This window comes from Hymenobacter psoromatis (genome assembly GCF_020012125.1).
In the GTDB taxonomy this organism is placed as follows: Bacteria; Bacteroidota; Bacteroidia; order Cytophagales; family Hymenobacteraceae; genus Hymenobacter; species Hymenobacter psoromatis.
In genome coordinates, this window is record NZ_JAIFAG010000001.1 from 2,810,558 (window position 1) to 2,830,304 (window position 19,747).

17 protein-coding genes are annotated in these 19,747 nt (G+C 65.0%); 2 read left to right on the forward strand and 15 right to left on the reverse strand.

Features of this window, described 5'->3' with window-relative positions:
- Nucleotides 1–11: 11 nt before the first annotated feature.
- Nucleotides 12–320: a phosphoribosylpyrophosphate synthetase gene (locus LC531_RS12270; RefSeq protein ID WP_223650575.1), complete on the reverse strand. Its 309-nt coding sequence runs from the start codon at nt 318–320 to the stop codon at nt 12–14.
- Between the two features lie 239 nt (nt 321–559).
- Nucleotides 560–1,798, reverse strand: a complete 1,239-nt coding sequence (locus LC531_RS12275; RefSeq protein WP_223650576.1) for a BON domain-containing protein — start codon at nt 1,796–1,798, stop codon at nt 560–562.
- Nucleotides 1,799–2,027: 229 nt separating this feature from the next.
- Between LC531_RS12275 and LC531_RS22725 the strand changes: the two genes are divergently transcribed.
- A complete protein-coding gene (locus tag LC531_RS22725; protein ID WP_262903284.1) occupies nt 2,028–2,159 on the forward strand; it encodes a hypothetical protein in 132 nt (43 codons plus the stop codon).
- Between the two features lie 71 nt (nt 2,160–2,230).
- Here LC531_RS22725 and LC531_RS12280 read toward each other — a convergent pair whose 3' ends face one another.
- Genes LC531_RS12280 through LC531_RS12290 form a run of 3 tightly spaced genes read right to left on the reverse strand, consistent with a single transcriptional unit; the run spans nt 2,231 to nt 6,089 of the window.
- Nucleotides 2,231–2,437: a hypothetical protein gene (locus tag LC531_RS12280; RefSeq protein WP_223650577.1), complete on the reverse strand. Its 207-nt coding sequence runs from the start codon at nt 2,435–2,437 to the stop codon at nt 2,231–2,233.
- A 55-nt stretch (nt 2,438–2,492) separates the two neighbouring features.
- Complete coding sequence (locus tag LC531_RS12285) at nt 2,493–3,419, reverse strand: universal stress protein (protein WP_223650578.1); 927 nt, start codon at nt 3,417–3,419, stop codon at nt 2,493–2,495.
- A gap of 42 nt (nt 3,420–3,461) precedes the next feature.
- Nucleotides 3,462–6,089, reverse strand: coding sequence for a cation-translocating P-type ATPase (locus LC531_RS12290; protein WP_223650579.1), 2,628 nt, complete (start codon nt 6,087–6,089; stop codon nt 3,462–3,464).
- 273 nt (nt 6,090–6,362) lie between these two features.
- Here LC531_RS12290 and LC531_RS12295 point away from each other — a divergent pair, with 273 nt between their 5' ends.
- On the forward strand, nt 6,363–6,692 hold the full coding sequence (locus LC531_RS12295) for a CsbD family protein (protein ID WP_223650580.1): 330 nt from the start codon (nt 6,363–6,365) through the stop codon (nt 6,690–6,692).
- A gap of 109 nt (nt 6,693–6,801) precedes the next feature.
- On the opposite strand, the gene LC531_RS12300 is transcribed toward LC531_RS12295, so the two are convergent.
- From LC531_RS12300 to LC531_RS12345, 10 genes are all read right to left on the reverse strand, one after another.
- Entirely contained in the window at nt 6,802–7,107 is a 306-nt protein-coding gene (locus LC531_RS12300) for a hypothetical protein (RefSeq protein ID WP_223650581.1), read from the reverse strand.
- Between the two features lie 62 nt (nt 7,108–7,169).
- Nucleotides 7,170–8,189 (reverse strand): class I fructose-bisphosphate aldolase, encoded by a 1,020-nt coding sequence (locus LC531_RS12305; RefSeq protein WP_223650582.1) that lies wholly within the window; start codon nt 8,187–8,189, stop codon nt 7,170–7,172.
- A 168-nt stretch (nt 8,190–8,357) separates the two neighbouring features.
- Entirely contained in the window at nt 8,358–10,355 is a 1,998-nt protein-coding gene (locus tag LC531_RS12310) for a heavy metal translocating P-type ATPase (RefSeq protein ID WP_416138800.1), read from the reverse strand.
- A gap of 158 nt (nt 10,356–10,513) precedes the next feature.
- Complete coding sequence (locus tag LC531_RS12315; protein ID WP_223650583.1) at nt 10,514–12,916, reverse strand: phosphoketolase family protein; 2,403 nt, start codon at nt 12,914–12,916, stop codon at nt 10,514–10,516.
- 153 nt (nt 12,917–13,069) lie between these two features.
- Nucleotides 13,070–13,864 carry an SDR family NAD(P)-dependent oxidoreductase gene (locus LC531_RS12320; RefSeq protein WP_223650584.1) on the reverse strand — a complete coding sequence of 265 codons (795 nt, stop codon included), beginning with the start codon at nt 13,862–13,864 and terminating at the stop codon, nt 13,070–13,072.
- Between the two features lie 40 nt (nt 13,865–13,904).
- A complete protein-coding gene (locus LC531_RS12325; RefSeq protein WP_223650585.1) occupies nt 13,905–15,089 on the reverse strand; it encodes an acetate/propionate family kinase in 1,185 nt (394 codons plus the stop codon).
- A gap of 98 nt (nt 15,090–15,187) precedes the next feature.
- Nucleotides 15,188–15,829 (reverse strand): HAD family hydrolase, encoded by a 642-nt coding sequence (locus LC531_RS12330; RefSeq protein ID WP_223650586.1) that lies wholly within the window; start codon nt 15,827–15,829, stop codon nt 15,188–15,190.
- Between the two features lie 15 nt (nt 15,830–15,844).
- Nucleotides 15,845–16,135 (reverse strand): hypothetical protein, encoded by a 291-nt coding sequence (locus LC531_RS12335; protein ID WP_223650587.1) that lies wholly within the window; start codon nt 16,133–16,135, stop codon nt 15,845–15,847.
- A 41-nt stretch (nt 16,136–16,176) separates the two neighbouring features.
- Nucleotides 16,177–16,929: an SDR family NAD(P)-dependent oxidoreductase gene (locus tag LC531_RS12340; protein ID WP_223650588.1), complete on the reverse strand. Its 753-nt coding sequence runs from the start codon at nt 16,927–16,929 to the stop codon at nt 16,177–16,179.
- A gap of 298 nt (nt 16,930–17,227) precedes the next feature.
- The gene (locus LC531_RS12345; protein WP_223650589.1) at nt 17,228–19,651 is read right to left on the reverse strand and encodes a plasma-membrane proton-efflux P-type ATPase; all 2,424 of its coding nucleotides are present in this window, start codon (nt 19,649–19,651) and stop codon (nt 17,228–17,230) included.
- Between the last annotated feature and the right edge of the window lie 96 nt (nt 19,652–19,747).

The following is a 19,747-nucleotide window of genomic DNA, read 5'->3' on the forward strand; positions in this document are numbered from 1 at the left end:
GATGTTGGTAATCAAGTAATCTTTTCCTGCAAAGCCCGAATCAATTCGGCCGCCCCCGCGTCGCTGGACGGGCCGTAGCCGTTCACCAGCGTGCCTTTCAGGTTAAAGTGGAGGGCGGAAATAGCGTACACGATGGCCTCATCATCGGGGTCGGAGTTGCCCTCGAAGCGAAAGTGCTGGTCTACCACAAACTCCTCGGGCGAGAGCTGAATGGCCGAGCGCTGGCCCGCCAGGTAGTTTTTATTGAGATTGAAATCCTCGGTGTAGCCCGCCTTTTTGAGCTGGGCCAGGGTTTCGAAAAGCGTGGGGAGGTGGTGCATAGCGAAGAAAAAATGCCGGGAAATACTGCGAAGTGCACCGGAGCCGCCCCGCTCAGCTTCTGCCGGAAAAGTCCGGCCGCCGCCGATTTTTTGCGGCGTCTTTCAGGTAGTCTGCTACCTGCCGGGGCCACCCGAAGGGATTGGGCTGCGTGCCTCGCAGCGTCGAATCAGAACGCTGAACGTTCTGCGCAGCTGGCCTTTGCTTGTCGAAGCCGCTGCGCAGAACTGAAAATCGACCGTTAGCTAAGGGGCTGGCCAGGCGCTGCGGCCAGCAGCACCAGCACCGGAATGGGGCTTTCACGCAGAATTTGCGCCGTCACACTCTCGTGAAATAGTCTGCCGAACAGGCTATGGGGCCGGGCCACGACTACCAGCATATCGGCCAGCTGGCGGGCAGCCTCCTGCAAAACCCCATCCACCACCGTGGTTTGATATACCTGGTGCAGGTTGCGCCCGGGCAGGAAGTCCACCAGGTTGTTTTCACCCACCGTTTCCAACACGGGGGCCGGGCTATGTTGCGCGGTTTCCTCCAGCACGACGTGCACCACGTCGAGCGTGCCCTGCGTGGCCACCAGCAACCGGCGCAGTAGGTCCTGGTGCGGATGCAGGCGGAACGGCTGCCCATCCACGGCCAGCAGCAGGCGGCGGGGTAGGGTGGCATCCCAGCCGGCGGCTGGCACCAGCAGCAGGGGGTAGGGGGCGTGGCGCAGTAGGTTCATGGCCGTGCTGACAACGAGCTCTGCGGAGGCAACAGCCTGGTCGGGCCGGGCCAGCACTACCAGCAGCGGCGGCTGGTGCTGGCCGGCCTCGCGCACGGCCTGGGCAATGTCGGCATCGGGGCGGGTCGCCAGCTTGTCGCGCCGCAGCTCGTGGCCCAGGGCCCAGTACGCCACAACCAGGTCGCGGATATCAACGCGGCTCGCGCCGGCCTGGTAAGCCGTGGCTTCCACGTGGGCCTTTTCGGCGGCCGTGCCCACGGTGCCGCTCAGGTGCGCCACCCGGTCGTTGACGCGTACTTCGACCAGGGCGGTGTTCACCCGAATATCCCAGGCGAGCAGCTCCCGGATTTGGGTGCTGATTTCCTCGTCCGAGTTCTGAATCTCGCCCCAGCAGACGAGCAGGTCGTCGGCCACCAGGCGGCGCACCCCGCGCACGCCCCGCCCCACGCGCAGCACTAGCTCTTTCTCGGCCCACGTCTGCACCATGCCGGTCAGGGTTAGGACGCCATCGGCGGCGGTCGCCTGCACGTCATAGTCCGTAGTGGCGGGGTCGATGACCAGGGCGCTGGCCACGTGGCACCGCAGCTCATCGTCGGGCACGTCGGGGGTGCTGATGAGGACCTCGTTCACCACGCCGCGCACCCCGCGCAGGTTCAGGGCAATTTCCTCGGCCCGCTCCCGCGAGAGCAGGTTATCCGTGATGCCGGTCAGCCGCACGATGCCCTCGTGGGTCACCACGTCAATCAGGTGCGCGGCCACCCCCTTTTTTAGTTGTAAAAAACAGCTCGATAGCCGTCGTAATGTCGGCATCGGCGACGTGTTCCAGGGTCTGTTCAAAGGTTTTGAGGGTTTGCATGGTACGTGTCCGAAAAAGGAAGAGAAATCAGCGGCGGCGCGCAGCCCGCCACTAGCTAGCGGGCAGGCCACCGCAAAAGTCGCCGCGCCCGCCCACCCCTACCCTGACGATGATTTACTAAAAGCATGACGTTTGTCAAGCCCGCTCGGGCAGCTCAGGCGCCGCCCGGCTCAGGCCCAGACAAACCACTCGCTGGGCAATGGCCGCGCGGGCGCATCTGCCTGGCACCGGGCCGTGCTGGCGGCGGCCTGGTGCCAGGCGTAGTAGCCCAGCAGGCCGGTGCCGGCCCGGCGGCTACTGGCAGAAAGTGGCGAGGGTTCATCCCCACCGGCGATTTACAGCGCGGTTTGCTCGTGGCTGAGGTCGTACACGTCGCCGCCTTCGGCGCGGTGGTCGGGCGCGAGCGGCGTAGGCTCAGCGGACGGGTGGCCGTAGTCACCGTATTGGGGCGTGCCCTCGTGGGCTTTCATGGCCAGCACGGGGGTAGTGGGCAGGTCGGCAGCGGGCAGGGGGGTAGGGACCGGCAAGGGTTTCTTTTTCATGGCAAAAGCTGAAAAGGGAGGCAGTAATGCACTTAGCAAGAAAAGCGGCGGTTCCTCAGGAAGCCGGGCTGAGGCCGGTGAGCACGACGCTGGCATATTGGGCGGCGGTGGCGGCAGGGAAGGTGCTGGCCGGCGCGGCGGCCGGCGTGGCTACGGCGGCGGTGGGCAGCACCAGTACCGGCACGGGGCTATCGGCCAGCAGCCGGGCCGTTACGCTGCGATGAAACAGCTCGCCCAGGTAGCTGCGCTCGCGGGCGAACACCACCACCAGGTCGGCCTGCGCTTCGCGCACGGCGGCCAGCACACCGGCGGCATAATTACCTGCTGTATAGCCTCTTACTTCGGGGGTAGGCAGCCCGTCTACCAGGCCGCTGTTTTGCACGGCGCGCAGGGCCGCCGCGCACCCGCTGTCATCCTCCACCCCACCCGACACGTGGGCCACGAGCAGCGCGGTGCCGGGCAAGGCCAGCAGCTCGCGCAGGGCGGTAGCCGCCGGGGCCAGGGTAAAGGGCTCGCGGTCGGCGGCCAGCAGGATGCGGCGCGGGGGCTGGTCGGCGGGGGCGTGCGCGGGCACCACCAGCAGCGCGTGGTGGCCGGCGCGCAGCAGCTCGGCGCAGTCGGCCACCACGCTGGCGGCCGGGTGGTCGGGGTCGGGCTGGCTGAGCACGAACAGGGCCGGGCGGTACCGGGCGGCCACGTCATTAGCTAGTTCGGGCAGCAGGTCGGTGGTGACCAGCACGGTAGCGGGGGTGCGCAGCGCGGCGGCCTGCCGGTGCAGGGCGGCCGTGGTATCCGTTTCAGTAGCCAGCTCGGCCTGGCGGTAGCGCTCGTCCACTAGCTCATACGGGTCGAAGAGCGAGACGCGGTTGACGTGCAGCAGGAGCAAGTGGCCGTGCAGGGCCTCGCCCAACGTGTCGGCGTAGCGCTCGGCGTGGCGGGCGGCGGCGTAAAAACCAGCGAAAACAACGAGCGTCAGAGGCATAACAAAGCGGCTAAGGTGGCGGGAGTAAGTACTAAAAAGGCGCTAAGCCGGGGCTAGCGCGGCCGGCAGGGGTAGAGGCTGGGCAGCGGGCATGGGCAGCGGGGCCGCCCGCCAGCGGCCGAGGAGCTTCTGGCCTTCCACCGCCCAAAAAACCAGGCTCGACACGGCCACGGTAATCCCCATTTCGCCCCCCGACAACGGCTGGGTGTGAAAGAGCCGGTTGAAAAAAGGCACGTACAGCAGCAGCAGCTGAAGCGCCACGCTGCCCAGCAGAGCCCCCAGCAGCGGCTTGTTGGACAGCAGCCCGAGGCGAAAGAAGGAAGCCCGGCGGGAGCGCACGGCTAGCCCCAGGCCCAGCTGGCTGAATAGCAGCATGGTAAATACCATAGTTTGCCAGTGGGCCAGGCCGCCGCGGATGGCCCAGGCTTGCAGGCCCAGCGTGAGGCTGCCCAGCAGCAGGCCCGCGCCCATAATGAACCAGCCCAGGCCATCGGCGAAGATGGATTGCCGGGGGTCGAGGGGCGGGCGGCGCATACTATCCGCTTCGGCCGGCTCGTAGGCCAGCGCCAGGCTCAGGCCGTCCGTCACGAGGTTAATCCACAGAATCTGGATGGCCAGCACCGGCAGGGGTAGGCCCAGCCAGGGCGCCAGGAAGACGGCCCAGATTTCACCCACGCTCCCGGAGAGGATGTAGCGAATGAATTTCAGGATGTTGTCGTACACCCGCCGGCCGCGCTGCACCGCCTGCACGATGGTGGCAAAATCGTCGTCGAGCAAAATCATGTCGGCCGCCTCTTTGGCCACCTCCGTGCCGCCGTGGCCCATGGCAATGCCAATGTCGGCGTTTTTGAGGGCCGGGGCGTCGTTCACGCCGTCGCCGGTCATGGCCACGCATTGGTGCCGGGCCTGCAGGGCGCGCACGATGCGCACCTTCTGGGCCGGGTCCACGCGGGCATACACCCGCACCTTTTCCACCAGGGCCGCGAAGGCGGCCTCGTCGAGCGCGGCCAGCTCGGGCCCGGTGAGCACCAGCTCGCCGGACCGGGTCAGGATGCCCAGCTTGCGGGCAATGGCCTCGGCGGTCAGCTGGTGGTCGCCGGTAATCATCACCGGGATAATGCCGGCCGCCTGGCAGTCGGCCACGGCCTGGCGGGCTTCCTCGCGGGCCGGGTCGATGAGGCTGGCCAGGCCAATGAAGGCCAGGCCGGTTTCGAGGGTGGCCGCATCGGGCTGCGCCGGCAGGGCGGGCAGCAGCTTGGCAGCGTAGGCCAGCACGCGGTAGCCCTGGGCGGCCTGGGCGTTGGCGTGCTGTTCGAGGTCGGGCAGCTGGGCTTTTTGGTCGGCGGCGAGCTTGGCGAAGAGCACGCCGGGCGCACCTTTGGTGAGCACCAGCACGCCGTGCGGGGTTTGGTGCAGGGTCGTCATGCACTTGCGCTCCGCGTCGAAGGGCAGCTCGGCAAGGCGCGGAAACCGGGCTTCCAGGGCCGGGCGGGGGTAGGCGTGGTCGGCGGCGTAGCGGGCCAGCGCCACCTCGGTCGAGTCGCCCAGCCACTGGCCGTCGGGGCCGGGGCTGGCGTCGGTATTCAGGGCCAGGGCGGTCAGCAGCGCGTCGCGGTCGCCCAGCGCGGGCAGGGCAAACGCCGGGTTGGCATACACTTCCTGCACCGTCATCTGATTGAGGGTCAGGGTTCCCGTCTTGTCGGTGCAGATGTAGGTGACGGACCCCAGCGTTTCCACGGCCGGCAGCTTGCGGACCAGGGCGTGGTTTTGGCTCAGCCACCGGGCACCCAGCGCCAGCGTGATGCTGACCAGCGCGGGCAGGGCTTCGGGAATAGCGGCTACCGCCAGCGAGACGGACACCAGCAACCAGGGCAGCAGCGGCTCGCCCCGCAGCCAACCCGTGCCGAAAAACAGCCCACAAATAACCAGTATCGCCACCGACAGGCCCTTGCTCAGCGTGGCTAGTCGCTGTTGCAGCGGCGTCAGCGTTTCATCGGCTTGAATGAGGGTAGCGATTTTGCCCAGCTCGGTTTTCGGGCCAGTGGCCACCACGTAGGCGGTGGCCCGGCCAGTGGTCACAAACGTGCCCTTGTAGCCCAGGTTCAGGCGGTCGCCGAGGGGGTAGGCGCCGGGGGGCAGCGGGTCGGGGTTTTTTTCCACGTTGACCGATTCGCCGGTCAGCGACGACTCATCAACTTTCAGGGCGTGGGTTTCGAGAAAGCGCACGTCGGCCGGAATGACGTTGCCGGCTTCGAGCAGCACCACGTCGCCGGGCACCAGGTCGGTGGCGTTCACGGCGTGCGGCAGGCCCCCGCGCAGCACCTGGGCCTGCTGGGTTGCCAGCTGCTGCAGGGCCGCCATCGCCTGGTTGGCCTGGTATTCCTGCCCGAATCCAACGAAGGCGTTCAGGACGACGATGGCCAGGATGACATAGGCGGCCTGGACCTCCCCCACCACGGCCGAGAGGACGGCCGCCGCCAGCAGCACCAGTATCATCACGTCCGTGAACTGGTGCAGCAACAGCTGCCACCAGGCTTTTTGCCGGGTGTCGGCCAACTGGTTGGGGCCATACTCGGCCAGGCGTTGCCGGGCCGTGGCGGCGTCGAGGCCGGCGGGCGAGGTGTGCAGCTCCGCGGCTACCTCGGCCACGGGGGTTAAGTAATAATCCATTAAAAGGAACTGATTGTCGCCGTAGGGAAGCAGCACGCGAGACGCAAATCCAATCTTACCTCTTGTAAACCAAATGGTTGTACTTCTATTTGGAAAGCAGTTACGCTGCAAGTTTCCGGCAAATACCCCAACTGGACCATGACAAAAATCAGGTGCTGGCCTGACGATAGTCAGGGCCGCGCGGCGGGCGGCGGCGGCACCTTTGCTAAACCGCCGCCGGCCTGCGCTACTGCTGGCCGGTAGCTTCCTCCCCACTTTTTTAGCTTACTTGCCATGACGTCCGAAACCCCCAAAAACAAAACCGGTAAAGTCTTCCTTACCCTCCTCGCCGGCGCTGGCATTGGGGCCCTCGCCGGGGTCCTGCTCTACTCCGAAAAAGGTATCGAGCGCCGCCGCAAATTCCGCAACCTGCGCGTGGACCACCGCCTGCGCATGCGCGGCGAGTGGAGTATGCTCAAAGGCAAGCTGCAACAAGCCTACCCCCAACTCACGGACGAGGACCTGACTTACGCAGAAGGCAAAGGCCACGAGCTGGTGGGCCGCCTGCAAGCCAAACTAGGTAAGCGCAAGCGCCAAATCGTGAAGATGCTGAACGCGTTGTAAGGCGTTCGTTAGCTACTATATAACGCGCCCCTCGCGGGGCGGCAGTACCGAACCAGCTTGGTCCGGTACTGCCGCCCCGCGAGGGGCGCGTTATATAGTAGTGGGGCTCTTAGTAGGGGCGGTCTGGAGCTGCCGGTAGCAGGCCCCATTGCTGGAGATAGCCCCGGCAATCGCTCACCAGGTCTTTCGTAGCAAACCTGAGCCTGGTGGCCCGCTCGGCGAGGTGATGGCCAGCTTCTTGCCGCTGCTCGCTGGCCAGGCCGGCGTACTTATGCGCCAGGCCTTTCAGGCTTTGGCGCGTAGCCGCCCCGGCAGTGGGGGCCAGCAGTATCCCGCCAAGCACGCCGGCCCCTACCCCCGCCAGCACGGCGAGCAATACGTGACCGGTCTGGGTATTCTCTTTGATAATTTCCATGAGGAAAAGAGGTTAAGAAGGCGTAAATAATATCTTGACTAGCAATAATTTACGAGTCTATTTTAGGCCGCGCCAGCCACCGTGCTACCCACCCCAACCGCCGCGTGGTTGCTACGCACCTGCTCCAGCAGCGCCCGCTGAGCGGCGACAACGTTGGCCGCCTGCCCGGCCCAGATTTCCAGGGCTGGCTGTTGCAGCGCCCGGCCAAATGAAAAGGTGAGCGCCCACGGCAGCCGGCCGGCAAACCGCTCGTGCATGGCGGCCAGGTGGCGCGTGGCGGCTTCGGGCGACTGCCCGCCCGATAAAAAGGCCACGCCCGGCACGGCCGCCGGCACCGTGCGCAGCAGGCAGGCCACGGTAGCGTCGGCGACTTGCGCGGTGGTGGCCTGCTGGGGGCAGTCGGCCCCGGCGAGCACCATGCTGGGCTTTAGCAGCATGCCTTCCAGGGCCACGCCCTGGGTGCGCAATTGATTGAATACTTCGTGCAGCACTTCCTCCGTCACGGCGGCGCACCGGGCCAGGGAATGGGGACCGGTCAGCAGCACTTCGGGCTCCACGATGGGCACCAGGCCGGCCGCTTGGCACAGCGCGGCGTAGCGGGCCAGCGCGTGGGCGTTGGCCGAAATGCCGGCCCGACTGGGCCGGTCGGGACCGATGGTGAGCACCGCCCGCCACTTGGCAAAGCGGGCTCCCAGCTGCACGTATTCGGTCAGGCGCGGGCGCAGGCCGTCGAGCCCTTCGGTTACCTGCTCGCCGGGGAAGCCGGCCAGCTCGTGCGCGCCCAAATCCACCTTGATGCCGGGGATGATGCCCGCCTGTTGCAAGATTTTCACGAAGGAAACGCCCGCCGTGGTGTGCTGCCGGATGGTTTCATCGAACAGAATAGCCCCGCTGATGCCCTCAGCCAGGCCCGGCGTGGCCACCAACAGCTCGCGGTAGGCGCGGCGGGCCTCCACAGTTTGCGGGATGCCCGTCGCGGCGAAGCGGGCGTTGCAGGTGCCGGTGCTTTCGTCCATCGCCAGCAAGCCCTTGCCGGGCGCCATCAGAGCATGAGCGGTGGCAGTTAAAGTGTTTAGGTTCATAAGATTAGGGTTATAAAAGCGAGGCTGTTTAAAGAATCGAAATAAGCCCGTCATGCAGACCGTAGGGAAGCATCTCGCTCGCATCGTTGCTGACGATTGAGATTACTACCCCACGCGAGATGCTTCCCTACGGTCTGCATGACGGGCTTTTGGCCAGTAGCGCGCGGGCTACTTCAGCTCGCGGCGCAGCAGCTGCGCGTTCAGGGCCACGATGACGGTGCTCGCGCTCATGAGCACCGCGCCCATAGCCGGGCTGAGCACAAAATGCGGGTAGAGCACCCCCGCCGCCAGCGGGATGGCCACCACGTTGTAGCCCGTGGCCCAGAACAGGTTCTGCCGCATCTTCGCGTAGGTGGCCTTACCGAATTCGACCAGGTTGGTGATGTCGGTGGGCTTGCTGTTGACCAGGATGATGTCGGCGGTTTCGGCCGCGATGTCGGTGCCCGAGCCCACGGCGATGCCCACGTTGGCCTGGGCCAGGGCGGGCGCGTCGTTCACGCCGTCGCCGGTCATGGCTACAAACTGACCTTTGGCCTGCAAGTCCTTGATAATCTTTACTTTCTGGTCGGGCAGCACTTCGGCGTACACACCATTGAGGCCCAGGGTTTTGGCCACGGCGTCGGCCACCTGCTGGTTGTCGCCGGTGGCCATGTACACCTTAATGCCCTGCTGTTGCAGGCGCTGCACGGCATCCTGGGAATCGGGGCGGATGCGGTCGGCCAGGGCGATGTAGCCGGCCATCTTATCATCAATCAGTACAAACACCACCGTTTCGGCCCCATTGCTGCTGGCGTCGGGGGGTAGGGAGATATTTTTTTCCTTCAAATAGCCGGGGCTGGCCACTACGACCGCCTTGCCGTTCACGGTGGCCGCTACCCCCTTGCCGGTCTGTGACTTGAAATCCTGAATGGCCGGCAATGTCAGGCTGCGCTTCTTGGCTTCGGCCACGATGCCCTGGGCAATGGGGTGCTGCGACTGCTGCTCCAGGGCGGCGGCGGTGCCCAGCAGGGTGGCCTCGTCGGGGCCGACGGCCAGCACCTGCACGCGCGTTACGCCGAAGGTGCCTTCGGTGAGGGTGCCGGTTTTGTCGAACACCATCGCCGTAATCTTGCGGGCTTCCTCGAAGGCCGTGCGGTTGCGGATGAGCAGGCCCTTGCGAGCCGAAATGGAGGTAGAAATGGCCACCACCAGCGGAATGGCCATGCCCAGCGCGTGCGGGCAGGCCGTAACCATCACCGTCACCATGCGCTCGATGGCGAAGGCCGCACCCTTGCCCAGCCAGAGCCACGTGGCCAGCGTGCCCAGGCCGGCCACCAGCGAGATACCCGTGAGCCAGGCGGCGGCGCGGTCGGCCAGGGTCTGGGTTTTGGACTTGGTTTGCTGGGCCTCGGCCACCATCTTCACTACCTTGCTCAGGTAACTATCGGCCCCTTGGTGCGTGACGCGCACCGTGAGCGCGCCCGTGCCATTTAGCGAGCCGGCAATGACCTTGGCGCCCGTCTGCTTGGGGGCCGGCGTGCTCTCACCGGTCAGCATGCTTTCGTTTACGGCGCTGCTGCCGTCCGTCACCTCGCCATCGGCCGGAATACGCTCGCCGGGCTTCACCAGCACCACGTCGCCCACCACCAACGCGCTCACTTGCACGTCGTTGAGGACGTCGCCTTTCTTCTGATGGGCCTCGGCGGGTAGCAGCTGCACCAGCAGCTCCAGCGCCCGCGAGGCCCCGGCCACCGACTTCATTTCGAGGTAGTGGCCCAACAGCATAATGTCAATCAGCGTAGCCAATTCCAGCAGCAGGTCGGTGCCCCGCAGCCAGCCCAGCAGCACCACCACGCTGTAGCCATAGGCCACCGTGATGGCCACCGCTACCAGCGACATCATGCCCGGCTGCCGGCTACGCAGCTCCCGCACCATCCCGCTGAAGAAGGGCCAGCCGCCATACACGTAAATGACCGTGGCCAGCACCAACACCAGGGGCGTGCCATAAGGCAGCACCAAGTGGTAGCCCACCAGCTGCTGGAACATCCCCGACAAGCCCACCACGGGCACCGACAGCGCCATGCATATCCAGAAGCGGCGCAGGAAGTCGGCCAGCATGGCCCCGTGGACGGGGCCGCCCATGGCGCCGTGGTCCATCTGGCAATGGTCCATCTGGCTGTGGTTCATGGGTTTAGGCGGAGGCGTTGCTGGAACTGGAGTGGGCTTCGGCGGGGCGGTTGTCGGTTCGGGTAGCATGTGGTTATCCATTTGTTAAGCAGATGCTGGTTGTCGGGCAGGCCGCAGGAAGGCCGCGTCCTGCCTAACGTTCAATTACATAGCCTCCACTAAGCACCCCATTTCCACTCGCGTATCTCGGGCAGGTCCTCGCCGTGAATGTCGATGTAGCGCTTGTGCTCGATGAGTTTGTCGCGCATCAGCTGCTGAAGGTAGGCTCCCTTGCTGCCGGGGTTGGGTAGGTAATCCAGCACGCTCTGCACCAGGTGGTAGCGGTCGATTCTGTTCTGCACGCGCATGTCGAAGGGCGTGGTGATGGTGCCTTCTTCGATGTAGCCCCGCACGTGCAGGTGGCGGTTGGTGCGGCGGTAGGTGAGCTGGTGCACCAGCGTGGGGTAGCCGTGGAAGCCGAAAATGATGGGGCTTTCCTTCGTGAAAAGCGAGTCGTACTCGGCTTCGTTGAGGCCGTGCGGGTGCTCGCTGGCCGATTGCAGCTTCATCAAATCGACTACGTTGATAACCCTGATTTTCAGCTCGGGCAGGTGCTCGCGCAGGATGGAGGTGGCGGCCAGCACCTCCAGCATGGGCGTGTCGCCGCAGCCGGCCAGCACCACGTCGGGCTCCGGCACCTCCTGGTCGTTGCTGGCCCACTGCCAGATGCCGATGCCGGTCGTGCAATGCACCACGGCATCATCCATCGTCAGCCACTGGGGTAGGGGGTGCTTGCCGGCCACCACCACGTTCACGTAGTTGCGCGAGCGCAGGCAGTGGTCCATCACCGAGAGCAGGCAGTTGGCATCGGGCGGCAGGTACACCCGCACGATGTCGGCTTTTTTGTTGATGACGTGGTTGAGAAAGCCGGGGTCCTGGTGCGTGAAGCCGTTGTGGTCCTGCTGCCACACATGCGAGGCCAGGATGTAGTTGAGCGAGGCAATGGGCCGCCGCCAGGGCAGCTCGCGCGTGACTTTCAGCCACTTGGCGTGCTGGCTGAACATGGAGTCCACGATGCGCACGAAGGCTTCGTAGCAGTTGAAGACCCCGTGCCGGCCCGTGAGCAGGTAGCCTTCGAGCCAGCCCTCGCACTGGTGCTCGCTCAGCATCCCGTCGAACACGTTGCCGACGGGGGCCAGAAACTCGTCGCCGGGCACCGTGCGGGCATCCCACTGCCGATTAGTCACGTCGAACACCGCCCCCAGCAGGTTGGAAATGGTTTCATCGGGCCCGAAAACCCGGAAATTGGGCCGCTCCTGGTTGAGCCGGATAACATCGCGCAGGAAAGGCCCGAGCACCTCCGTGTCGTGGGCCTCCACGGCCCCCGGCTTGGGCACCTGCACGGCGTAGTCGCAGAAATCGGGCATTAACAGGTCGCGCAGAAACAGGCCGCCGTTGGCGTGGGGGTTGGCTCCCATGCGGTGGAGGCCCGTGGGGGCCAGCGCGGCCAGCTCGGGCCGCAGGCGGCCGGTTTCATCAAAAAGCTCCTCGGGATGGTAGCTTTTCATCCAGGATTCCAGCTGCGCCACGTGGTCCGGGTGCTGGGCATCGACGAGCAGCGGCACCTGGTGCGAGCGAAAAGTGCCCTCTACACGCAGGCCGTCCACTATTTTGGGGCCCGTCCAGCCCTTGGGCGAGCGCAGCACAATCATCGGCCAGCGCGGGCGGGGGGCATCGTCGTGCAGCTGGGCCTCTTCGCGGATGCGCTGGATGTCGGCCACTACCTGGTCCATCGTGGCGGCCATGAGCTGGTGCATGGTGGCCGGGTCGTCGCCCTCCACGAAGTAGGGCACCCAGCCGCAGCCCCGCAGAAACTGGTCCAGCTCGTCGGGCTCGATGCGGGCCAGCACGGTGGGGTTGGAAATCTTGTAGCCGTTGAGGTGCAGAATGGGCAGCACCGTACCATCGGTGCGGGCATTAAGAAACTTATTGGACTGCCAGGACGTGGCCAGCGGGCCGGTTTCGGCCTCGCCGTCCCCAATCACGCAGGCCACAATCAGCCCCGGATTATCGAACACCGCCCCGAAGGCGTGGCTGAGCGAATAGCCCAACTCGCCGCCCTCGTGAATGGAGCCCGGCGTGGTGGGGGCCACGTGGCTGGAGATACCCCCCGGCCACGAAAATTGGGTAAAAAACTTCTTCAGCCCGGCCTCGTCCTGCGTTATTTCGGGATACACCTCGGTCCAGGTGCCCTCCATATATACGTTGCCCACGATGGCCGCGCCGCCGTGCCCCGGCCCGGCCACGTAGAACATATTCAGGTCGTGCGCCTTAATAACGCGGTTCAGGTGGGCATAGATGAAGTTCTGGCCCGGCGTGGTACCCCAGTGGCCTACCACTAGCGGCTTCACGTGCGCCAGCTTCAGCGGCTCCTTCAGCAGCGGGTTGTCGTAGAGGTATATCTGGCCCACCGACAGGTAGTTGGCGGCCCGCCAGTAGGCGTTGATGAGGTCGGCTTCGGCCGCGGGCAGCGGCGTGGCCGCCGGGCGCACGGCCGGCGGGGCGAGGGTGTTGGTTTCCATAAGTGGTTGTTTTAAAAGGTTCTGACTTCCCCAGTCAGCAAAAGCTGCTGGACGAGTTGCGCCATCTGGCGCTCCTCATTGGTAGGGATAATGCGGACAGTAATGCGGCTGGTAGCCGCCGAAATCATGGCGGCACAGGTAGCACTGTGGGCCCTAATGGCTTTCTTTCATAAAACGGTTTGACAGGGCCAGCTTCAGCCCGCGAAACGGTATCAAACTGATACCCAAGGCAAGTAGCTTGTTTTTCCAGCCTGGTATCACGTTTACCTTACCCTGCTGCATGGCCAGGTAGCCGGCCTGGGCAACGGCGGCGGCGCTCAGCAGCTTGCCCTGCGCCTGCGACCACTTGCCCATGCCGGCCCGCGCCACAAAACCGGTGGCCGTGACGCCGGGGCTCAGCACCGTGGCCGTTACCCCGGTACCTTCCAGTTCGGCGTGCAGGGCCTCGGTGAAGTGCATCACGTAGCTCTTCGATGCGCCATACACCGCCATGTGCGGCACCGGCTGAAAGGCGGAAGTCGAGCCCACGTTCAGGATGCGGCCCGCCCGGCGGCGAACCATATCCTTGGCTGCCAGGGTGGAGAGGATAGTAACCGCCAGCACATTGAGGGTCAGCATACTTTCGTAGGTCGTCACGTCCTCTTGCACCACGTCTTTATAGGCACCAAAGCCGGCGTTGTTGACCAGGTAATCCAGCTCCAGGCCCTGGGTCTGACACTGCTGATACAAGGCGGCGGCCTGGCCGGCTACGCCCAGGTCGGCCGCCAGGCAGGTGACCCGAATGCGGTATTGCTGCTCGAAGTCCGCCTTGATTTCGGCGAGCTTCACCTGGCCACGGGCCACCAGCACCAGGTCGATACCGTCCTGCGCGAAGAGCTTGGCCAGCTCGTAGCCAATGCCACTGGTAGCCCCGGTAACCAGAGCCGTTTGGGAAGCAGGAGACGCCATAAAAAGCTGACTAAAAGAGAGATAAATTTCTGACGGAATGTTATTCCGCCAACAAGTGGCTGACCAGCTGCGCAATCTGGCGCTCCTCATCGGTCGGAATAATGCGGACGGTGACGCGGCTGGCGACGCTGGAAATCACGGCGGCGTGGGTGGCGTTAAGGGCTGCGTCGAGCTCCACGCCCAGAAGCCCCAGCCCCGCGCAGATGCGGGCGCGCACCTCGGCCGCGTGTTCCCCTACCCCCCCCGCAAACACCAGCGTATCGAGGCCGCCGAGCACGGCCGCGTAGGCCCCTACCCACTTGCGAGCCTGGTAGCAAAACAGCGCCACCGCATCGGCAGCCCGCGCGTCGGTGGCCTGGGCGGCCAGCAAATCGCGCATGTCGGAGCTGGTTTCCGACACGCCCAGCAGGCCGCTTTCGTGGTTGATGAGGTGGTTGAACTGCTGGGGCGTGAGGTGGTCGGCTTGCAGCAGGTAGGCGGCCACGCCGGGGTCGAGGTCGCCGGTGCGGGTACCCATCACCAGGCCGGCGGCGGGCGTGAAGCCCATGCTCGTATCCTGGCTCTGGCCCCCCAGCACGGCGGCCAGACTGGCCCCGCTGCCCAAGTGCGCCAGAATCACCCGGCCCCGCGCCGCCACCGGCCCCGCCTGCCGGCCCAGCTCCTCCAGCAGGTAGGCGTAGGAAATACCGTGAAACCCGTAGCGCCGCAGCCCCTGCGCCGCAAAGCGGCGCGGTAGCGGCAGCAGCTGGGCCACGCGGGGCATGTGCTGGTGAAAGGCCGTGTCGAAGCACGCCACTTGCCGCAGTTGCGGCTGGCGCGCGTGCACCGCCTCCATCAGGGCAATTTCGCCGGGCAGGTGGTCGGGGTCGTAATTCGTCAACTGGCGCAGGTCGGCCAGCAGCGCGGGGGTCACCAGCTCGGGGGACTGGTGCGCCGGGCCGCCGTGCACTACCCGGTGCCCCACCGCCGCCAGGGTAGCAAATACGCCGTGGTGGGCCAGCCAGTCGAGTAAGAAGGTGGTGGCCGCCGCCGGGGCGGCCGCGGCCGCCGGGCTGGTGATGGGTGCCGCCGGCCCTTCGCTAAACGTGAGCTGGGTGCCGGGCAGGCCGATGCGGTCGAGGTGGCCGTGCAGCCGGCAATGCGGGGTTTCGCCCGGCTCATACACGGCAAACTTGATGCTGGACGAGCCGCCGTTGAGGACTAGAATGAGGTCAGCGGCGGCCATATGGGAGGGGTGTTAGAAGTAGGGTGTGGGGCTTGCCCCCGCCCGTCGTTATAGTTCAAACGCGCCGTTCAACGACGGGCGGGGGCAAGCCCCGCACCCTACACCGGCAGGCCAAAAGCGGCCAGCTTGGTACAGGTAGAGGGATAATCGACGTGGCAAATGCCCTGGATGCCCACGCCCGCCGCCACGTCGATGAACAGCGGCTGGTCGTCCAAGTACAGCACTTGTTGAGCCGGCACCTGCGCCAAGTCAAGTGCCAGGCGGAAGATGTCAACATCAGGCTTGCTGAGGCCAACGAAGGACGAGGACACGAAAAAATCCACGAATCCGACCAGCCCGAACGTGTGAATCCGATGCGCGTTCAGCTCGCGGCCCTCATTGCTGACCACGGCGATTTTGAGGTGGTAGCGGGCTTTGAGCTGTGGTATCAGCGCCAGCATCTCGGGGAAGGGCTGCGATTGGGCAAACATAAATTCCCGAAAATCAGCCTCGCTAAACGACCGCACCTGGTAGAAAACCACCTGCCGGAGGTAGTCGGCCAGGCTGAGCCGGCCCAGCTCGTAGGTGCTGAAAAACAGGTGGTGGCGCAGCTCCATTTCGGCCGCCTCCAGCCCGAAGGTGGTGGCCGCCAACTGCCGCGAGGCATGGCCCCAACCGGGGCCGAGTAGCACGCCCCCAATATCCACGAAGAGCGTGGTGATGGGCAGCGCGCGCGCCGGGGAAGGTGAAGAATCAGTCATGGAGCGGGGCGCGGGCTAGCTGCTGGCGGTGGCACGGGCTTTCGGGCGGGTGGCTGGCCTAGGGGCGTGCTTGCCCACGCTGCGGGCGGTGGCTTTGTGGAGTACCGGTGGAACGGTACTGGGGGTAGTCACTTTATCGGCCTTGGGCTGTTTGGCCAGGAGCTTGGCAAACTTCCGGGCTATTTTTTTGGCGGCGCGGGCCACGGTTTTATGCATTCTTTTCCTGTGCTGCTCGTTCAAGCCCAGCAGGTTGGCCTGTAGGTTTTCAATCAGGATGGTTTGCAGGTGGGATTCGGATTTTTTCATTGGAAAAGGAGGTTGGAAAAGAAGGAAGGGGTAGGGGGCGCTTATTTAGCCAGGTAGCCGCCATCGACGGGGTAGTAAGCACCGGTGACGAACGAGGCTTTGTCGGTGCTGAGCCAGATGACCAGCTCGGCCACCTCCTCGGAGCGGCCCAGGCGGCCGATGGGATGCATCGCCACCAGCGCCTCCTTGGTTTCGGCCGAAAAATCCCCGAGCAGCGGGGTGTCGATGTAGCCGGGACCCACGGCGTTGATGCGGATGCCCTGCGCCGCGTATTCGATGGCGGCCGTCTGGGTGAGGCCCACGATGCCGTGCTTGCCCGCCACGTAGCCCGCCAGCTTGGGCGTGCCCACCTGCCCCAGAATGGACGACATGTTGATAATCGCGCCGTGGCCCTGCTTCAGCATCACTTCCAGCTCGTATTTGAGGCAGTAGAATATGCTGTTCAGATTCACATTAATAATGTGTTGCCAGCCTTCGACCGAGTAGTCGGCGGTCAGACTCAGCTCGCCGATGATGCCGGCGTTGTTGCAGGCCACGTCGAGGGTGCCGAAGGCGGCCAAGGTGGCCTGCATCAGCTGGTGGCACTGGGCTGCGTCGCCCACGTCGGCCTTGTAGAACCGGGCGTTGGCCCCGGCAACTTGCAGCTCGGCCACTACCTGCTGGCCCTGTTTTTCGTCGATGTCCGACATCATGACGTTGGCCCCATGCTGCCCGTAGAGCAGCGCCACCGCCCGGCCGATGCCTGAGGCCGCCCCGGTAACCAGAGCCGTTTTTCCTTGCAAATCCTTGTCCATGAGGCAGGTATTTTAAGCTGCGAGAGCCCCCACTGGCCCAGTTAGGGGCAGGTGGTAAGCTGGGCATAAAGGTCCGGGGCAGGGCTTAGCAAGGCCCTGACAACAATTGGCTGATTAGCTGATTTTTGTCAGGGCAGGGCAAGCGCTGTCCAGCGCCGGGGAGCCCAGTTCACCAGAATGGCGCGTAGTGGCCGGCCGCTCTACTTGGCAAAGCAGGTACCGCGCGGGGCTGGCTAACCCCGCAAAAAACCCGGTTGCCTCCGGCCCTGGTTTTCCCGGCCAGAGGCCCGGCGGCCGGCTACCCAGGGGGCAGCTCTGGCCTGGACGCCGGGGCGGGGCGGGAAACCGCCACTTTCAGTAAGTCATTGATTATAAAGGAACAGAAGGCAGCGTAGGCAATTACCACCGCAGACTGCGTGAGGGGAATGGCCTGGAACCCCAGCAGCCCGAAAGTGGCCAGCGCAAGGCCCAGCACCATGTCGGCCAGCAGCAGCAGCAGCAGGGTGCGGCTCGGGGCCGAGTGCCAGAAATGGCTTTTTTCGCGGACCACAAAGATGGAAAACAGCGCAAAAAAGAGCAGCAGCTCGAAACAAAAGGTGCTGAGCGCCGCGCTGCCCGCGCCCAGCCGGAAGTAGCGCAGGCCCAGGTACAGCAGCCCGAAGGCTTCCAGCGTCATCGCCAGGCCAATGACGATGCCCGTTTTGGCCAGGCCGCGGATGTTCCAGCGGGCCGGCTGCGGGGCCCACTGCACGTGGTCGGTGGCCAGGGAGATTTTCACGAAGTCGGTCATGAAAATCATCAGCAGCATGGCCGCGGCGGAAATCACGAACTTGCCCAGCACCAGGAAGGCCCCGACCACGAAGCAGGTTTTGAGAATGGTGCGGGCCAGCTTGTTGAGTATCCAGGTGTTGATGCGCTCGAACATCATGCGGCCCACTTTGATGGGCTCCAGGATGCTGACCAGCCCGTCCTGGGTGAGCACGATGCTGGCCGCCCCCTTGGCCACGTCGGTGGCGCTGCGCACGGCAATGCCCACTTCGGCCTGCTTCAGGGCGGGGGCGTCGTTCACACCGTCGCCGGTCATGCCCACGATGTGGCCGCCCGCCTGCAAAGCCTTGACAATGTCGTATTTATCCTCGGGGTAAACGCCGGCTACCCCGTCGTTTTTCTCCAGCAGGGCCGCCACCTGGGCCGGGTCCGCCTTTTTGAGGTCGGCGGCCTGAATGATTACCCCGCCCACGCCCACGGCCGTGGCAATCTGGATGGCAATGGGCCGGGCATCGCCGGTGAGCATCTTAACGGCCACGCCCAGGCTTTTCAACTCCTGCACGAGCTGCCGGGAGTCAGGCCGGGGCGCGTCGTGCAGGTCGGCCAGCCCCACCAGGCGGGGCGGGGCCGCCCCCGTGGCCGTGGCCACGGCCAGCGTGCGGTAGCCTTGCCGGGCCGCCACGGCCACCTTGGCGGCCCACGCGGCCGTGGCCGCCGCGTCGAGCCTGCACGCCGTTGCCAGGCTGTCAAACGCGCCTTTCAGCACCAAAAACGTGGCCGGGCCGTGCTGAATCTGGGCTTCGGTGCGGCGGGTCTGGGGGTCGAAGGGCTCGAACGTTTTCTGCACGAACGTGCTATCCAGCAGGTTTTTCTGACGGGCCGCGGCGATGAAGGCCAGGTTGATGGCGTCGTGGTCGGCTTCCTGCGAGGCCAGGGCACCCAGGCGCAGCACGTCGTCGGCGCTGAAGCCGTCGGCCGGGTGCACGGTGCCCACGGTGAGCTGGTTCAAGGTCAGGGTGCCCGTTTTGTCCACGCACAGCACGTCCATGCTGGCCGCGTCGTCGGGCGCGCTGAGCCGGGTAACCAGCACCCCCTTGGCCACCAGCTGCCGGGAAGCCAGCGCCATACTGACCGTGAACAGGGCCCCCAGGGCCACCGGCACGGCCCCGAGCAGCAACACCAGCAGCAGGGGCATTAGCTGGAGCACATTGAGGCCCTTGGTAACTATAGCCACGAGCGCCACGGCCAGCAACGTGCCCGCAATGGCCAGCAGCCACCGGGTTACGCCACCGACTACCGCTTCGATATGTGACTTTGGCTGGGCGATGTTGACCAGCGCGATGGTCTTGCCGTAGTAAGTGCGGGTGCCGGTCAGGATGACGGTGCCCGTCGCCTCGCCTTTGGTGATGACGGAGCCGGAGTACAGGGTGTCGTCCACCTTTTTGGCGACATCGCCCGATTCGCCGGTCAGCGCCGCCTGGTCGAGGCGAACCGCGCCCTGCGTGAGCTGCGCGTCGGCCGGCACGAAGTCGCCGATGCGCACGCGGATAACGTCGCCGGGCAGCAGCTCGCGGGCGGCCAGGGTAGTCCAGGCCCCATCCCGCAGGAGCTTGACGTTGATTTGCAGCTTTTTTTTCAGCGCTGCCACGGCCTTGGCGGCATTGTGTTCCTGAATAAAGCCAATGACCGCGTTGAAAACCAGTAGCCCCAGCACGATGTAAACGTCGACAAACTTGTGCAAAAACCAGGAAAATACGATTATCACCTCCAGCAGCCACGCCGTGAGGCCCCAGAACTTTTTGGCAAACAATAACACCGGATTGGGCTTCTTCCCCAGCACCTCATTGTAACCGAACTGCGCCCGCAAGCCTGCTAAGTCAGCTTGGACCAGACCCTTAGCCAGCGGCGATGCGGGTGTTGGTGCGGCCGGAGCGGCCAGGGGTTTAGGACTCATAGCGGAATGGGCTGATTTTGTTAACTCGCCCCCGGTGGTTTCCGGGCAGCGGCGAGGGGTGCAAGCGGCGTAGCATCGGGGCCACGCGCGCCGCAA

Coding starts and splice junctions, on each gene's coding strand:
- LC531_RS12335 (WP_223650587.1), bottom strand. CDS start 16,135: ATGAAAAAATCCGAATCCCACCTGCAAACCATCCTGATTGAAAACCTA.
- LC531_RS12305 (WP_223650582.1), bottom strand. CDS start 8,189: ATGAACCTAAACACTTTAACTGCCACCGCTCATGCTCTGATGGCGCCC.
- LC531_RS12310 (WP_416138800.1), bottom strand. CDS start 10,355: ATGAACCACAGCCAGATGGACCATTGCCAGATGGACCACGGCGCCATG.
- LC531_RS12285 (WP_223650578.1), bottom strand. CDS start 3,419: ATGCCTCTGACGCTCGTTGTTTTCGCTGGTTTTTACGCCGCCGCCCGC.
- LC531_RS12290 (WP_223650579.1), bottom strand. CDS start 6,089: ATGGATTATTACTTAACCCCCGTGGCCGAGGTAGCCGCGGAGCTGCAC.
- LC531_RS12295 (WP_223650580.1), top strand. CDS start 6,363: ATGACGTCCGAAACCCCCAAAAACAAAACCGGTAAAGTCTTCCTTACC.
- LC531_RS12315 (WP_223650583.1), bottom strand. CDS start 12,916: ATGGAAACCAACACCCTCGCCCCGCCGGCCGTGCGCCCGGCGGCCACG.
- LC531_RS12270 (WP_223650575.1), bottom strand. CDS start 320: ATGCACCACCTCCCCACGCTTTTCGAAACCCTGGCCCAGCTCAAAAAG.
- LC531_RS12340 (WP_223650588.1), bottom strand. CDS start 16,929: ATGGACAAGGATTTGCAAGGAAAAACGGCTCTGGTTACCGGGGCGGCC.
- LC531_RS12330 (WP_223650586.1), bottom strand. CDS start 15,829: ATGACTGATTCTTCACCTTCCCCGGCGCGCGCGCTGCCCATCACCACG.
- LC531_RS12280 (WP_223650577.1), bottom strand. CDS start 2,437: ATGAAAAAGAAACCCTTGCCGGTCCCTACCCCCCTGCCCGCTGCCGAC.
- LC531_RS12320 (WP_223650584.1), bottom strand. CDS start 13,864: ATGGCGTCTCCTGCTTCCCAAACGGCTCTGGTTACCGGGGCTACCAGT.
- LC531_RS12300 (WP_223650581.1), bottom strand. CDS start 7,107: ATGGAAATTATCAAAGAGAATACCCAGACCGGTCACGTATTGCTCGCC.
- LC531_RS12345 (WP_223650589.1), bottom strand. CDS start 19,651: ATGAGTCCTAAACCCCTGGCCGCTCCGGCCGCACCAACACCCGCATCG.
- LC531_RS12325 (WP_223650585.1), bottom strand. CDS start 15,089: ATGGCCGCCGCTGACCTCATTCTAGTCCTCAACGGCGGCTCGTCCAGC.